The organism is Vibrio kyushuensis, assembly GCF_050337325.1.
In the GTDB taxonomy this organism is placed as follows: domain Bacteria; phylum Pseudomonadota; class Gammaproteobacteria; order Enterobacterales; family Vibrionaceae; genus Vibrio; species Vibrio kyushuensis.
The window spans coordinates 1-16,311 of sequence record NZ_JAKJSV010000010.1; the positions used below are offsets into that span (position 1 = coordinate 1).

General features: G+C 42.6%; 11 protein-coding genes. 6 read left to right on the forward strand and 5 right to left on the reverse strand.

What is annotated here, in order from left to right:
• From L4D20_RS19800 to nspC, 4 genes are all read left to right on the forward strand, one after another.
• A partial coding sequence (locus tag L4D20_RS19800; protein ID WP_428803318.1) for a hypothetical protein occupies positions 1-2,555 on the forward strand: 2,555 nt, incomplete at its 5' end.
• A gap of 486 nt (positions 2,556-3,041) precedes the next feature.
• The gene (locus tag L4D20_RS19805) at positions 3,042-5,930 is read left to right on the forward strand and encodes a pyridoxal phosphate-dependent class III aminotransferase (protein ID WP_428803319.1); all 2,889 of its coding nucleotides are present in this window, start codon (positions 3,042-3,044) and stop codon (positions 5,928-5,930) included.
• A 94-nt stretch (positions 5,931-6,024) separates the two neighbouring features.
• A complete protein-coding gene (locus L4D20_RS19810; RefSeq protein ID WP_428803320.1) occupies positions 6,025-7,269 on the forward strand; it encodes a carboxynorspermidine synthase in 1,245 nt (414 codons plus the stop codon).
• A gap of 82 nt (positions 7,270-7,351) precedes the next feature.
• Positions 7,352-8,500: a carboxynorspermidine decarboxylase gene (gene nspC / locus L4D20_RS19815; protein ID WP_428803321.1), complete on the forward strand. Its 1,149-nt coding sequence runs from the start codon at positions 7,352-7,354 to the stop codon at positions 8,498-8,500.
• A gap of 109 nt (positions 8,501-8,609) precedes the next feature.
• On the opposite strand, the gene L4D20_RS19820 is transcribed toward nspC, so the two are convergent.
• On the reverse strand, positions 8,610-9,122 hold the full coding sequence (locus L4D20_RS19820) for a glycine cleavage system transcriptional repressor (RefSeq protein ID WP_428803322.1): 513 nt from the start codon (positions 9,120-9,122) through the stop codon (positions 8,610-8,612).
• A gap of 201 nt (positions 9,123-9,323) precedes the next feature.
• A complete protein-coding gene (locus L4D20_RS19825; RefSeq protein ID WP_428803323.1) occupies positions 9,324-10,238 on the reverse strand; it encodes a DUF3943 domain-containing protein in 915 nt (304 codons plus the stop codon).
• A 190-nt stretch (positions 10,239-10,428) separates the two neighbouring features.
• Between L4D20_RS19825 and L4D20_RS19830 the strand changes: the two genes are divergently transcribed.
• A complete protein-coding gene (locus L4D20_RS19830; protein ID WP_428803324.1) occupies positions 10,429-11,664 on the forward strand; it encodes a CinA family nicotinamide mononucleotide deamidase-related protein in 1,236 nt (411 codons plus the stop codon).
• 254 nt (positions 11,665-11,918) lie between these two features.
• Positions 11,919-12,173: a hypothetical protein gene (locus tag L4D20_RS19835; protein ID WP_428803325.1), complete on the forward strand. Its 255-nt coding sequence runs from the start codon at positions 11,919-11,921 to the stop codon at positions 12,171-12,173.
• A gap of 53 nt (positions 12,174-12,226) precedes the next feature.
• Here L4D20_RS19835 and yfaE read toward each other — a convergent pair whose 3' ends face one another.
• From yfaE to nrdA, 3 genes are all read right to left on the reverse strand, one after another.
• Positions 12,227-12,505 (reverse strand): class I ribonucleotide reductase maintenance protein YfaE, encoded by a 279-nt coding sequence (gene yfaE, locus L4D20_RS19840; RefSeq protein ID WP_428803326.1) that lies wholly within the window; start codon positions 12,503-12,505, stop codon positions 12,227-12,229.
• Positions 12,505-13,638, reverse strand: coding sequence for a class Ia ribonucleoside-diphosphate reductase subunit beta (gene nrdB, locus L4D20_RS19845; RefSeq protein WP_428803327.1), 1,134 nt, complete (start codon positions 13,636-13,638; stop codon positions 12,505-12,507). The genes yfaE and nrdB overlap by 1 nt, the downstream gene beginning before the upstream one ends.
• 110 nt (positions 13,639-13,748) lie before the next feature.
• On the reverse strand, positions 13,749-16,031 hold the full coding sequence (gene nrdA, locus L4D20_RS19850; RefSeq protein ID WP_428803328.1) for a class 1a ribonucleoside-diphosphate reductase subunit alpha: 2,283 nt from the start codon (positions 16,029-16,031) through the stop codon (positions 13,749-13,751).
• Positions 16,032-16,311: the final 280 nt, after the last annotated feature.

Consider the following 16,311-nt stretch of genomic DNA (forward strand, 5'->3'; position numbering starts at 1 on the left):
TCTCACTGGATAAAGAGGTCGATGGCGACTTAACCTACACATTCACCATTGATTTAGATGGGGATTACAGCGCGGAAATGGCGGATTTTCTGGCCGATGGCGACCTCACGGTGACTTACCTCAATGGGGATGGAGTACTACAAACACCGCCTGCCATTGCCAATGGTGGCAATCTCGTCATACCGGGTGACGCCACAGAAATCAGTGTCAGTCTTGGCACGTTGAACGATGAGATCTTTGAAGGGGTAGAGAGCTTTGGTCTTGATGTGAATGTCCATGGCGAGATAGGTGACGAAGGTGAAGTGCTTGACCTGAATGGTGCGGGTAATACGACGATTGTTGATGATCTCGATGGTGAAGACAACGCCGATATGCCGATACTTACGGTAGGTAACGCCGAAACTATTGAGGGGGAAACAGCGACCTTCAACGTTGAATTAGATAAAGAAGTGGATGGTTTACTCACTTACACCTTTAACCTCAATGTCGAAGGTTATGGTGATGGCGAGGATGAAGTAGATTATAGCGCTGAGATGGCGGACTTCTTAGCAAACGGCGAGCTCACAGTGACGTACACCGTGGGTGAGGGTGACGATGCAGTTTCGCCTTCAACCGCCGTATCTGCAGTTGATGGCACGGTAGACATTCCGGGTAATGCTTACAACATTTCAGTGAGTGTTGATACGTTTAATGACGATATCTTTGAAGGTACGGAGAGCTTTGGGCTTGATGTTCATGTTGACGGTGAGATTGGTGACGAGCTTGATGAGTTATCGCTTGATGGCCACGGTAGCGCGACCATTACCGATGAGCTGGATGGTGAAGATGACCCAGACTTCGAAGACAAACCAACATTAACCGTCAGTGATTCACCGGATGTTATCGAAGGGGAGCGTTCAGTCTTTGGCGTTGAGCTCAGCAATGAAGTTGATGGAGAACTAGAATATACGTTCAACCTCAATGTTGAAGGCAGTGCCGACCTTGCTGACTTTACAGACGTAGGGGATCTAACTGTTTCTTATACCGATGATGATAATGTTGAACATATCCAGCATATTGAGAATGGAGGAAGCCTCTTTTTTGCAGGAGACATTTTGAATTTAACCGTCAGTGTCGGAACCCATTACGATGGTATTAACGAGGAGGCTGAGACCTTCGCTCTTGATGTCAATGTATCTGGAGATATAGGTGATCTTCCCCACGATCTAGATCTGGATGCTAGTGGTAGCGGCACCATTATCAACAAAAATGCGGCTCCAGAAGCCGAAGACTTTGAGGCTTATCTACGAGACCCTGACTCGCCAATTCCAATCGTCTTTGACTCTGATGACCCTGAATTCGATCACATCTGGGACTTTGATGAAACAATCCCGGGTAACACTGAATCAGTGATGGTGATGATCACTTCATTACCAACAACAGGTACGTTGTTCTACACCGAAGAAATTGATGGTCTAGATGTACGAAGAGAGTTAACGATAAATGATCTCTATACTCAAGAAGATGGCGGTACTATTCTGGACCCTAGCAAAATTGAGTACGAGCAAGATGAAGGTGATACCTTTGTGATGGGCGGTATGCCAGAAGATTTAGACTCAGTAGAGGGGCCTTATAATTGGGGTGATTGGGAGTCTAACACCGAGCGTAGTTTTGAACTTTCAAATGGCGCTACAATATTGATTTCACTTATTGACAATAACCCCAACAGCAAAGGGAAAGCAGAGTTTAAACAGTATGAACACCCAGATAATCATAAAGGTTTTGGCTTAGCTGAAAATCATGGTAAGGGTATGAACCCTAAAGAACAAATTGTTATTAATCTATCCGAAAATCCATTAGAGACAGTCACTTTTGGGATTGATGGTATGCAAAATGCCTTTATTAGAGGGGCTTCTATTTTGGTCACTTATACTTTACAAGATGGTACAGAAGAGACGGTTGAATATAATAAAAGCTCTGATCTAGGAAGTCAGGAGTTTTACGAACAGTTTACTTACACTTCAGAAGATAACCCAATAGTAGGTATGGTTATGGAAGGAACTGGTAGTAACTGGGTGCTTCGTGATCTCTCAGGCGAAGAAGCCATTACGGAAGATGATAGTTTCACTTACCTAGCGATAGATACCGGTGGCTTGGTCAGTGAAGAAGCAACTGTTACGATTCCTCCATATGTTGAACATGCAGCGAGTTTGGAAGATGAATTGTTGTCCGGTACTGAAGATACAGACGCCTTCAAATGGAGTGACACGACTATTGATAACGGTGAAGATACGATTGAAAACTTCACGCTTTATGAAGACCTTATAGACCTCACAGGGGTGTTGGATGATGACCCAGAGGTTAGTATTGGTGAGCTTATGGATGTTGTAACCGCTAGCGTTGTCGATGACGATGTAGTGTTAACGGTTAATGCGGCAAACTCTGACGATATCGAGGTTACTCAAACTATTGTTATCGAAGATGGAGCCACTATATTGGATGATTTCATTCCTGCGAACTCTGAACTTGATCAGTTAGAACTCTTATCACAAATACTCAAAACAGATGCAGCGTAGTAGTCACTTCAAAGCTGGTCGAGAGACCAGCTTTTTATTTACAAATTCATTAGTAAAAACAGTTGCCAGACTCTTTGGAATTGTGTTATTTTCCCGCGCAATCTCGGAGCTGTATTTTAAGCATTGCACTGGGGGATACGCGCAACGAACATTCTGGCTGATTGTTTCGTTACGTAGGGTAGGTATCAGCAAGCCATTTGCTGATAGACGGGATAACTTTGTTGCCTTTGCAACAGATGAGAGAGAAACCCAACATTGAATACTTTTAACTTATACAGTCTAATCAGCTTCGTACTTCCTAAGTGCCCTGTACTTCACGTCAGTAGCATCACCGAACCCTGAATTCCTGATCTCCAAATCTACCATTTCTAATGGTCACTATCTAAATCCCGAACGTATGGATGTTTTCGGAAGGTATTGCTTTGCCTCTTGTTTTATCAACCGGTGTTGAAAAGAGCGCAAATCCTCTATTTTTAGGGAATTACAATGAGCACAGCTTTTGAAGTCGATAACACGCTTATCGCAACCACTTTTTCTACCAAAGTACCTAACGTAGAAGGTCTATATGATCTTACTCCAGACCAAATACTGCTTGATCAAGCAGAGCATGAGTCTGAAGTTCGTTCATACCCAAGACGTCTACCTATCGCGATCAAACAAGCACATGGCGCGCTTGTTGAAGATACCCGTGGACAATTGTTTTTAGATTGTCTTGCTGGCGCAGGTACTTTGTCTCTGGGTTATAACCACCCAGAAATCAATCAAGCGTTAAAAGAACAGCTTGATCTAGGCTTGCCATATCAAACACTTGATATGACAACTAGCGCGAAAGATACCTTTATCAAACGCGTAAAAGCATTTTTGCCGAAAGAGTTCTCTCATAACTCTGCAATCCAGTTTTGTGGTCCTTCAGGGGCAGACGCTGTTGAAGCAGCAATTAAGCTCGCTAAGCAAACCACCGGACGTAATACCATGTTTGCTTTCCGTGGGGCTTACCACGGCATGACAAATGGCACCATGGGTATGATGGGTAACCTGAGTACCAAAGAGCGCCGTACAGGCTTAATGTCCGATGTTCACTTCATGCCATTCCCATATAACTTACGCTGCCCGTTTGGTTTAGGTGGTGATGAAGGCGCGAAAGCAAGCATTCGTTACATGGAACGTCTGCTTAACGATGATGAAGCGGGAATCATGAAACCTGCGGCAATCATTGTTGAACCAGTACAAGGTGAGGGCGGGGTGATACCTGCTCCTGCATTCTGGTTACGCGAGCTTCGCCGTATTTGTGACGAACATGACATCTTACTTATTCTTGATGAAATTCAATGTGGTGTCGGCAAAACTGGGTACCGTTTTGCGTTTGAAGAGTCGGGTATATCTCCAGATATTCTGTGCCTGTCTAAAGCGATTGGCGGCGGCTTGCCAATGTCTATTCTTGTTTTCAATAAAGAAATTGATACATGGAAAGCGGGTGAGCACACGGGCACTTTCCGTGGCAACCAACTTGCTATGGTATCCGGTGCTAAGGCACTAGAAATTATCGAACGTGATAGTTTAGTTGAGCATGCAAATATTGCGGGTCAATACTTCCGTATGGGTCTTGAAAGCATTCAAAAGCGTGTGAATTGCGTTGCTGAAGTTCGTGGAAAAGGCTTGATGCTGGGTATGGAAATCCAAAAAGCAGATGGAAGCACCAACAAGTTTGGCGAACCTGAAGCTGATGGTGATTTAACTCTGGCTATTCAACGTGCAGCTCTAGAGCGCGGCTTGATGGTTGAGAAAGGCGGCCGTGAAGGTTCTGTCATTCGTTTCCTTCCACCAATGATTATTTCGTTTGAACAAATTGATTTTGCTCTTCGTGTTATGGAAGAGGCGATTCTTGCTGCCGGTGGTGGCAAGCGTGAAGCAGTTGAAGACAACGCAAAGTGGAAGCAGCACTTCATTCATGCTGGCGAAAATGGCGCTGATGAGTTCGCTGCGGTAATGAATCATGCGACGGATACGCTAAAGCAAATTTTTGAGCAGGTTGAGCAGCCATACACGGGTATGGATCCAAAGCTTCTTGAAGCTCAAATTAATTCGGTTTGTTTAGACTCTGCGAATGCAAGTTTAAAAGATGTCATTGAGAGCACAAGCGACCTAGTCGTGAAAAACTCTATCTTCACTCAGCACCCTAACTGTATTGCTCATCTGCATACTCCGCCTATGATGCCAGCTATTGCGGCTGAAGCGATGATCGCAGCATTGAATCAATCTATGGATTCATGGGATCAAGCGTCTTCTGCAACGTATGTTGAGCAACGTGTTGTTGATTGGCTGTGTGGAAAGTACGAGCTAGGCAATCAAGCCGACGGGATCATCACCAGTGGTGGAACTCAAAGCAACCAGATGGGTCTGTTGTTAGCTCGTGACTGGATTGCCGATAAGCTTTCAAAGCACTCAATTCAGAAATTGGGTCTTCCTGACTACGCACATAAACTACGCATCATCTGTTCAGAAAAGTCACACTTTACTGTTCAAAAGTCCGCTTCCTGGATGGGACTAGGTGAGAAATCAGTTGTCACTGTGTCTGCACATGTTAACGGCACAATGGACACTGATGCGTTAGAGTCAACGATTCTTGATTTAAAAGAGCAAGGGTTGATTCCATTTGCACTGGTTGGTACCGCTGGTACAACCGATCATGGTGCGATTGATGATTTAACCGTACTTTCAGATTCAGCCGAACAACACGATTTATGGCTCCATGTCGATGGTGCTTACGGTGGTGCATTGATTCTTAGCAGCCACAAAGATCGCCTAGCGGGCATTGAGCGTGCTGACTCTGTGAGCGTGGATTTCCACAAGCTGTTCTATCAAACAATCAGCTGTGGTGCGTTGCTGCTAAAAGATAAGTCTCAATTTAAGTTCTTGCTTCACCATGCTGATTACTTAAACCGTGAGCATGATGAACTGCCAAATTTAGTTGATAAACAAATCGCGACGACGAAACGATTTGATGCACTGAAAGTCTTCATGACTATGCAGAACGTTGGCCCTCAAGCTCTTGGTGATATGTATGACCATATTATCGAGCAAACGCTTGAAGTTGCAGAGTTGGTTCGTGCACATGATGATTTTGAACTATTAGCGGATCCATCTCTATCAACGGTTCTGTTCCGTTCAACTCGCACTTGCGAAGGTTCGGCAGACAAGCTAAATCAGAAAGTTCGAATCGAAGCATTGGTACGTGGTGTTGCAGTATTAGGTGAAACAGTTGTTGCAGGACACTCTGCCCTTAAGTTTACGATTCTAAATCCATGTCTAACGTTGGCAGATTTTGAAAGGTTAATTAAAGATATTAGTCAGTTAGTGGTTGAATTGGCTGATTAGTATTTAGAACACGAATCACTTGAGAGGCTGACTTTTTCATATGTGAGCCTCTTTAAAAAGTAATCGAATTAGAAAGAATAAGGTAAAGATAAAAATGGCAATTCTACAAATTGGTGCAGGTGGTGTTGGTTGGGTTGTTGCGCATAAAGCAGCACAAAACAACGAAGTTCTAGGCGATATTACGATCGCTTCTCGTACGCTCAGTAAGTGTGAAAAAATCATCGAGTCAATTAAGGGAAGAAATAACCTTAAAGACACGACTAAGAAATTAGAAGCACGCGAAGTTAACGCTGATGATGTTGAAGCACTGGTTGCTCTTATTGAAGAAGTGAAGCCGGATCTTGTCATCAATGCTGGTCCTCCTTGGGTCAACATGGGCATCATGGAAGCGTGTTACCAAGCGAAAGTATCGTACCTTGATACATCGGTAGCCGTAGACCTGTGCTCTGAAGGCCAACAAGTACCTCAAGCTTATGATTGGCAGTGGGCGTACCGCGAGAAGTTTGCTGAAGCAGGCATCACCGGTATTCTAGGTGCGGGTTTTGATCCAGGTGTTGTTTCTATCTTTGCTGCGTATGCAGTTAAGCACCTATTTGATGAAATCGATTCTATCGATGTTATGGATGTTAACGCAGGCGACCACGGTAAGAAGTTCGCGACAAACTTTGACCCAGAAACGAATATGCTTGAGATTCAAGGTGACTCGTTCTATTGGGAAAATGAGAAGTGGAACCAAGTTCCATGTCACTCACGTATGCTTGAATTTGATTTTCCGAACTGTGGTTCTCATAAAGTATACTCAATGGCTCACGACGAAGTTCGTTCAATGAAAGAGTTTATTCCAGCTAAGCGTATTGAGTTTTGGATGGGTTTTGGTGATGCTTACCTAAACTACTTCAACTGCATGCGTGACATTGGCTTATTAAGCACAGATCCATTGACTCTTCATGACGGTACTGTGGTTCAGCCGCTACACGTTCTTAAAGCACTACTACCAGACCCAACGTCTTTAGCTCCGGGTTACACAGGCTTAACGTGTATTGGTACTTGGGTTCAAGGTAAAAAAGACGGCAAAGAACGCAGCGTATTTATCTACAACAACGCTGACCACGAAGTCGCATACAAAGATGTAGAGCACCAAGCTATCTCTTATACAACGGGTGTTCCAGCCATTACTGCTGCACTTCAGTTCTTCCGTGGTGAATGGGCAGATAAGGGCGTGTTTAACATGGAACAGCTAAACCCAGACCCATTCCTAGAGACAATGCCGGGTCTTGGTCTTGATTGGCATGTACAAGAGCTAGAACCTGGTCAGCCTATCATTAATAAGCTGAAGTAATTCTACTTACTCCTATAGAGTAAATTAGACTCTAAGCCGATGCGATTGCGTCGGCTTTGTTCGATTTAAAAGTGATTGAAAGATGAATACTAACGATTTCAAAGTAGGTGACTTAAAAACACCGTACTTCATGATTAACGAAGATAAGTTAATAGCCAACCTTGAGAAAGCAAAACAGCTGAAAGAGATCTCAGGTGTGAAGCTGGTATTGGCGCTGAAATGTTTTTCCACTTGGGGCGTCTTTGACATCATTAAGCCGTACCTAGATGGAACAACGAGTTCTGGCCCCTATGAAGTTAAGTTGGGTCATGAGACCTTCGGTGGCGAGACTCACGCTTACAGTGTTGGCTATAGTGAAGATGACGTGCGTGAAGTCGCGGATATTTGTGATAAGTTGATTTTTAACTCTCAAACACAACTTGCTGCCCATCGTCATATTGTCGAAGGGAAGGCGTCGATAGGTTTGCGTTTGAATCCTGGTGTTAGCTATGCAGGGCAAGATCTAGCGAACCCTGCTCGTCAATTTTCTCGACTTGGGGTTCAGGCGGATCATATTGATACAGCAGTATTTGATTCCATTGATGGTGTTATGTTCCACATGAACTGTGAGAACAAAGATGTGAATGCATTTTCTGCACTTCTTGATTCAATTTCAGAGCAGTTTGGTGATCAACTCGACAAGCTTGATTGGGTAAGCTTAGGTGGTGGAGTCTTCTTTACTTGGCCAGATTATGATATCGAAAAACTGGGTTTAGCACTAAAGTCGTTTTCACAAAAACACTCTGTTCAGCTTTATTTAGAGCCGGGTGAAGCGATTGTTACCAAAACAACTGATCTGGTTGTGACCGTTGTCGATGTTGTAGAGAATGTGAAGAAAACGGCAATAGTTGATTCAGCAACAGAAGCTCACCGTTTAGATACCCTTATCTACGATGAGCCTGCAACGATCTTAGAAGCGAATGAAGAAGGTGAGCACGAGTATATTATTGGTTCCTGCTCATGTTTAGCTGGCGATCAGTTCTGTGTTGCGAACTTCGATGAGCCACTTGAAATAGGCCAACGCTTGCACATTTTAGATAGTGCAGGGTACACGATGGTAAAGTTGAACTGGTTTAACGGACTTAAGATGCCTTCTATCTACTGTGAACGATCAAGTGGTGAGATTCAAAAGCTTAATGAGTTTGATTATGCTGACTTTAAACGCTCGTTATCTCAATGGCGTGTGAGTTAGTTTTTTGATCTAGTGTGATTAAGGTTAATTATTAGCTATGAATCAAAAAGAGCAGCCATCGCTGCTCTTTTTTGTTTCTTTAATAAGTGATTAGAATTGATTTTGTTAGTTAAACTTCCAAGATTACTCGAGTATCTTCACTTAATGATTCAAGTTCATTGGCAACATCTTCAATTTGCATTTCACTAGGTAGACGTACGGCTAAATTAGCGGTGAATAAACTAGAACTCACACCACCACCACCCGCAACAAAGACTCGTTGGCAATCCATATCCAAAATGCTAATCCCTTGACCATCTAGTACGTGAGTAATTTCATTCACAATCCCAGCACGATCATTAGAATCTAGGCGAAGTTGAAAAATTGTATCTTCACGGTGTGGATTAGCCTCAGAATTGACGATTTGAACCAGTAAGTCTGAGTGTGATTGGAACGCCTTTTGAACGATCTCGGAGTTTTTTTCTGGGAGTTGAACTTTAATCACTGCGGCAACTTGGTCTTCAATAAAGTTAACTTTACTGATCAACCATTTCCCTCCGTTTTCATGAGTAACAGAAGCAAAGTGTTTAATTGTTGCGGGCGTGGCTTTCCCGACAAAATTCACGATAAATGTGGTGTTCATGATGGATCTCCTACGCCAAGTGAGTATAACTAATTAAAATAATTGATAGTTTCAGTGTAGAAGCAAATATTAGGAAAGACTTGATGGATGTCAATTTTTGAAGGTAAAGCAACTTTTCAGACGCTAGAACGAGTTGTCGGGCACAAAAAAGCGCCTTGTATAAGGCGCTTTATGAGAATTTTTCTGGTTAGCTGTAATGGTCTAGAAACCGATTTTTAGCTCTACACCGTAGAACTGGCGGTCATAAGATGCGCCTGCGTCCATAGCAAATGCTGCTGCGCCGGAATTACCGAACCAAGGTGTACTGCTGTATTGGAATTCAGCACTGCCGCCCCAAGCATCGGTTACCCATCCATGAATGTGACCAACAGGGTTTAGGAAAAATAGAGTGAAACTACCCATCCTTTCAGAACCCCAAACTTCACCACCGTTATTGTTAACAATGTCTTGCTCGGCTTCAAACATCATCTCGCCGACAACCGCACCAAAGAATGGTGTCACGAAAATATCCTGCCATGATGGTACTTCAGCAAATGCTTCTACACCCATTTCCCAGAAGAAAGTCGACATAGTGGCAGAGTATAGGAATGACTCAAATTCATTAAAGCCGGCGTGTCTCGCAGCTGTGTAGTAAACACCGCCAAAATATGGGTGCATAACGTAGTTTAGGAAGTGCTCATCGCGATCCCATACTGGACCAGCTTTGATATTTTCTTTCCATTTACTTCCAAGCTCGCTCATATCACGAGCATCTTCATCCCATTTTGTAATGGACTCAGGCAGCAGAGTCATTAGGCCAACGGTTGCAACGCTGAGTCCCAAAATTGTATAGGTCTGACCCATTAGGTAATCCCAGTCTTTTTCATCCTGTAAAACTAGGTATTTTGGTAAACCCGGATCTTCAATTTTGAGTTCTGGTTCTTTTAATGCGAGGGCAAAACTCTCTTGCTCATGAAAGAGATTCGGCTGGTATGAGTAGGTATTATCATTAATACAGAAGCTATTTTCACAATCGACCGTGTAGGAAAACTCGATATGTTGATTGACGTTAAAGTTGTTGGCGTTTGCACAAGCGGAAAACGATAACATCATTGCAGCGATGTTTTTCTTTAGCACGGTGGCTCCATTATTATGATTTTTAAGATCCTAGTCACAATTATCTTATAAAGAGCAGCCAATAGAAACCACAAAATGAACTAATTTACTTAGTTATAAGGATATTTTTACAGTGTCACAGTAATCGTTACATAATTTAGCGTAAAGTATGTGATGATGAGTTATAAAACTAGAAAAATAGGTAATGTTAATGACAAAAATCGCAATGCTTAGCACAGGAGAAGAAGTTCTCTACGGAGATATTGTCGATACTAATGCTGCATGGTTATCAAGACTCTTCTTTGCTAATGGTTTTTCAATGTATAAGCGCTCTACTGTTGGTGACAGCATGGTTGCGCTTAAAGAAGAAATCCTTATGTTAAGTTTCAATTGTGATGTCGTTATTGTTAATGGCGGCCTTGGGCCAACCAGTGATGATCTAACATCAGAAGCGGCTGCAGCATCTGCTGGTGAAGATCTATCGTTGTTTCCTGAGTGGCTTGAGACGCTGCAGGCATTCTTCAATGCCCGTGGTGTGCCGATGCCGGAAAGTAATAAGAAACAAGCGATGCTTCCTCAAAGTGCCACAATCATTGATAATCCGATTGGCACGGCTTGCGGTTTCCAAATGTATATAAATGACTGCTTGTTTTACTTTACACCTGGCGTTCCCAAAGAGTTTGAGTTGATGGCTGAAACTCAAATCCTGCCGGATATGCAGCAACGTTTTCCTGATCATGAAAGCTTTAGCTGTAGCCGTCTATATACTTTAGGAACCTCAGAATCAGTATTGTCAGATAAATTGGATAAAATACAGCTTCCAAAAGACTACATGATTGGCTATCGCTCATACCTTCCATTCATTGAAGTGAAGTTGTTCGCGCCCAAAGAAGATTTGGACACCCGAGTCCGCGTATTACAGATGATCTATAAGCTGATTGAGTCAAATGTAGTGAGTGTCGATGAGAATATGCTTGCTCACTTAGGTCACTTGATTGCTGAGAAAAAGCAATCTATATCCATTTCAGAACAATCGACTCATGGCTGGCTGTCTAACTGGCTACATTCAAATACTGATGCCAACCCATATTGTGGACATTCGTGGATCATGAGCAGTTCACTGGATGTTTCAAGCCAAGAACAAAACCCATTGGCTGCGACATTTGCACTTGCTGGAGCGACAAGAGAAAAATGCTCAACAGATGTCTCTCTTGTAACCGGAAAATTGGAAGAAAACCAGTTTTCAATTGCGTTATCGACGTCAAAAGGGGAGTGGGGGCAAACGCTTCAGTTTAATCGTCATTATTCAATGGAAGAGCAAAAAGAGCTTATCGCGACGATTGCTGCCGATATGCTTCGACGTTACCTTTCTGCAAAACCGATGTTTATTCAGTACAGTTCAGTGACGACTTTGAAAGATATGTTTATTCCTTCTGCTTTAATATAATCAAAAACTTACAAGGCTACTTATATCAAAAGTGGCCTTTGTCAAACCTCCACAGTGTGGCGTGCAGTAATAAAGTGATGATACTAAACCTTATTACATAGACCTGTTCATTTTTATTTCTTATAAACAAATCGTCTAAATGTAAGTCGATGATTTTCAATGTACCGAGAATTTGTCCCACATTTGAGGCTACTAATGTTCAAGATTACTTGTACACTAACATCTCGTTCAAGCATTCTATCAAGGAGGTTAGTATGTTTTCTCAATCGAAGATATTAGTTTGGTATCAAGTAGCAAGCCAAAAAGTTGTTTTAGGTGAGGCACTTAGCAGCGAAGGGTGCAATGTTGCATCTGATTGGCTGCATGCACCAAGTGATGATAACTACAAAACTGCACAGGGCTATCGCCTGTCTTTGTTTGATGATGATGGCCGAGAAATTGCGGACAAGCCTGTCTCGATGTTTACCGCTGACGCTTTTCTTGAAGGTATTAAAAAGGCCAGCTTATAGCTGACCTTTGTGATTAACCTAGCGTTTTAAGGCAAGACTCGTTTGCCCAGATATTACGCTCGTTTTTCTTTTAATCGGTAACGAACATTACTTAGCTCGACGTTGCTTTTGGCTTTACAGATACAAGGTAGAATTTCGTTCTTGTCTGTATAGGCCATAGCAAAACCAACAAATTCCACTTCACCCGATTCTAGTGTACAGCGACAAGCACCACAGTGCCCATCTCGACAATTATATTCTGGTTCAAGCCCAGCTAACTCTAGCGACTCTAATAGAGTATTTGAGGAATTAGACTCGATAGTAGTGAGTTTGTTGATTTTAAGTTGGGCCATTACAGTTCGAAGTCCTCGAAATCATCTGCGCTAACTTCATTGTCAATTTGGCCAACTAAGTAAGAGCTAATCTCCGCTTCTTGAGGCGCAACTTGTACGTTATCAGAAGACAACCAAGCGTTAATCCAAGGGATAGGGTTTGATGTTGCTTCAGGGTAAGCCACACCAAGTCCGACAGCTTGCATACGAACGTTTGTGATGTATTCGACGTACTGGCAAAGAATGTCTTTGTTAAGACCAATCATCGAGCCGTCTTTGAATAGGTATTCTGCCCACTCTTTTTCTTGCTCTGCTGCATCTTTGAATAAGTCGAAACACTCTTGCTTGCACTCTTCTGCAATCTGCATGAATGAGAAATCATCTTGACCGTTACGCAGTATGTTCAGCATGTGCTGAGTGCCGGTAAGGTGAAGTGCTTCATCGCGAGCAATTAGCTTGATGATCTTAGCGTTACCTTCCATAAGTTCACGCTCAGCGAATGCAAATGAACAAGCGAAGCTGACATAAAAGCGAATAGCTTCAAGTGCGTTCACAGACATTAGGCAAAGGTACAACTTCTTCTTAAGGTTATGAAGAGAAACGGTTACCGACTCACCATTGATCTCATGTGTGCCTTCACCGTAGCGGTGGAAATCGTTTGTCAGCGCAATTAACTCGTCATAGTAGCGAGCAATATCTTTAGCACGGCTTAGGATATGTTCATTTTCAACGATATCGTCAAATACAACGCTTGGGTCATTAACAATATTACGAATAATATGTGTGTACGAACGAGAGTGAATCGTTTCAGAGAAAGACCAAGTTTCAATCCAAGTCTCAACTTCTGGTAATGAAACCAGAGGTAGAAGGGCAACGTTAGGGCTACGTCCTTGGATAGAATCAAGCAATGTTTGATATTTCAAGTTTGAGATGAAAATGTGTTTCTCATGCTCAGGTAACTTGTTGTAATCGATACGGTCACTTGATACATCAACCTCTTCTGGACGCCAGAAGAAGGATAACTGTTTTTCAATCAGTTTTTCGAAAATCTCAAATTTCTGTTGGTCATAGCGAGCAACGTTTACTGATTGACCAAGAAACATTGGTTCTTTTAATTGGTCATTTTTATTTTGAGAAAAAGTACTGTAAGCCATAAATGCCTCAATTCCTTTTATAGCCTCTCTATTTAAAGAGAGGCGTTAAATCATAGGGTTGTTGTAGATTGTATTACCAATGCAATTACATTAGCGAGAGTGATTGTAGATTAGATCTTACAACCGCCACCTGCACAATCGTCCTCTTCAACAGCAACCGAATCTGATTGCTCGTCCTTAGCACCGTCTCGGGTGTTATGGTAATAAAGTGTCTTAACGCCGTATTTATATGCTGTAAGAAGGTCTTGTAGAAGCTTCTTCATCGGCACTTTACCACTGTCATAAACACTTGGGTCGTAGTTTGTATTCGCTGAAATAGCTTGGTCTACAAACTTCTGCATGATACCTACTAGGTGAAGGTAACCATCGTTTGGCCCTATATTCCAAAGCAGCTCGTAGTTCTCTTTGAGATTAACGAAGTCAGGAACAACTTGCTTCAAAATGCCGTCTTTCGATGCTTTAACAGAAACATACCCACGCGGTGGTTCAATACCGTTTGTTGCATTTGAAATCTGAGAAGATGTCTCAGAAGGCATCAATGCAGTCAACGTAGAGTTACGAAGGCCATGCTCCATAATTTCTGAACGAAGCTCATCCCAGTCGTAATGAAGTGGCTCTTCACACACGAGATCGATATCTTTCTTATAAGTATCGATAGGAAGCAAACCTTTCGCGTAGTTTGTTTCGTGGAACGAAGGGCAACGACCTTGCTCTTTTGCTAGCTCGACAGAGGCTTTCAATAGATGGTATTGAATTGCTTCAAATGTACGGTGAGTTAGACCGTTTGCACTGCCGTCTGAATATTTAACGCCATTCTTCGCCAGATAGTACGCATAGTTGATAACGCCCACACCAAGGGTTCGGCGGTTCATTGTCGATTTATATGCTGCTGGTAGTGGGTAATCTTGATAATCCAATAGGGCGTCAAGAGCACGAACAACCAAGTTTGATAGGTCTTTTAAATCATCTAATTCGTTAATAGCGCCAAGGTTAAAGGCAGAAAGCGTACAAAGGGCAATTTCACCTTGATCATCTTCTACATTAGAAAGTGGCTTGGTTGGCAGTGCGATTTCTAAACATAAGTTAGATTGGCGAACTGGAGCAACTTTAGAATCGAATGGGCTGTGAGTATTACAGTGATCAACGTTCTGAATGTAAATTCGACCTGTTGAAGCACGCTCTTGCATTAGAAGAGAGAATAACTCGACCGCTTTAATCGACTCTTTTTTAACTGAAGGATCGTTTTCGTATTTCACATACAAACGCTCGAACTCATCTTGATCTTCAAAGAAAGCGTCATAGAGTCCTGGAACGTCCGATGGTGAGAATAGGCTAATGTTGCCACCTTGAACTAGGCGAGAGTACATCAGCTTGTTTAACTGAACACCGTAATCCATGTGACGAACACGGTTCTCTTCTACACCACGGTTATTTTTTAGAACCAGCAGTGATTGAACTTCACCGTGCCATAGCGGATAGAAAACAGTCGCAGCACCGCCGCGAACACCACCTTGAGAACAGCACTTCACAGCCGTTTGGAAGTATTTGTAAAACGGAATACAACCAGTGTGGAAAGCTTCGCCACCACGAATCTCAGAACCTAATGCGCGAATTCGACCAGCGTTGATACCGATACCTGCACGTTGAGATACGTAACGAACAATAGAGCTTGCTGTCGCATTGATTGAGTCTAAGCTATCGCCACATTCAATAAGAACACATGAGCTAAATTGGCGTGTAGGAGTACGCACGCCAGCCATGATTGGCGTTGGCAATGAGATTTTGAATGTCGAAGTTGCATCATAGAAACGCTTAATATAGCTAAGACGCGTCTCTTTAGGGTAATTAGCAAACAGGCATGCAGAAACCAGAATATAAAGAAACTGAGCACTTTCGTAAATTTCGCCAGAAACACGGTTCTGAACGAAATACTTACCTTCTAGCTGTTTAACTGCTGCGTATGAGAAGTCTAAGTCACGCTTATGATCGATATAGCTATTTAGCTCTTCGAATTCAGCTTGCGTGTAATCTTCTAGAAGGTGTTTGTCATATTTACCTGCATCTACAAGGCTAGAAACGTGATCATAAAGCGTAGGCGGCTCGTATTGGCCGTAGGCTTTCTTACGTAGATGGAAAACCGCTAGGCGGGCAGCCAAATATTGATAATCAGGCGTCTCTTCTGAGATTAAATCTGCAGCAGACTTGATGATTGTTTCATGGATGTCAGAAGTCGTTATACCTTCGTAGAACTGAATGTGAGCTCTTAGTTCTACCTGTGAAACAGATACGTTGTGTAGGCCTTCTGCAGCCCATGTGATCACGCGGTGTAGCTTCTCGAGATCGATGTTTTCTTTACGTCCATCACGCTTGGTGACAGTGAGTTGTTGATTCATTCTGATTTCGTTCCCTAACAAAACTGATGAAAGCTATATTTCTATGTGATTTCTCATAAATAATGTATTGGCTTTGTGATCAAGCTCTCTCTACACATTCTAGTTGAAAACACAACATATAGGGGTGCTTCGTCATGCGAGTTACAAGATAGTGCTATGTGATAGGTTTTTCAAGGTGGAGTTCGTGGATGACTTGTGGATAACTGACAAAATTAAAAAAAACAGTAAGTGACTACTTACCGATGAAGAAAGAGAGCAGTTGACCATGAAAAGTTACAGT

What these genes read in the sequence shown, in the direction of transcription:
- L4D20_RS19805 (WP_428803319.1), top strand. Translation starts at nt 3,042, where the DNA reads ATGAGCACAGCTTTTGAAGTCGATAACACGCTTATCGCAACCACTTTT.
- L4D20_RS19810 (WP_428803320.1), top strand. Translation starts at nt 6,025, where the DNA reads ATGGCAATTCTACAAATTGGTGCAGGTGGTGTTGGTTGGGTTGTTGCG.
- nspC (WP_428803321.1), top strand. Translation starts at nt 7,352, where the DNA reads ATGAATACTAACGATTTCAAAGTAGGTGACTTAAAAACACCGTACTTC.
- L4D20_RS19820 (WP_428803322.1), bottom strand. Translation starts at nt 9,122, where the DNA reads ATGAACACCACATTTATCGTGAATTTTGTCGGGAAAGCCACGCCCGCA.
- L4D20_RS19830 (WP_428803324.1), top strand. Translation starts at nt 10,429, where the DNA reads ATGACAAAAATCGCAATGCTTAGCACAGGAGAAGAAGTTCTCTACGGA.
- L4D20_RS19835 (WP_428803325.1), top strand. Translation starts at nt 11,919, where the DNA reads ATGTTTTCTCAATCGAAGATATTAGTTTGGTATCAAGTAGCAAGCCAA.
- yfaE (WP_428803326.1), bottom strand. Translation starts at nt 12,505, where the DNA reads ATGGCCCAACTTAAAATCAACAAACTCACTACTATCGAGTCTAATTCC.
- nrdB (WP_428803327.1), bottom strand. Translation starts at nt 13,638, where the DNA reads ATGGCTTACAGTACTTTTTCTCAAAATAAAAATGACCAATTAAAAGAA.
- nrdA (WP_428803328.1), bottom strand. Translation starts at nt 16,031, where the DNA reads ATGAATCAACAACTCACTGTCACCAAGCGTGATGGACGTAAAGAAAAC.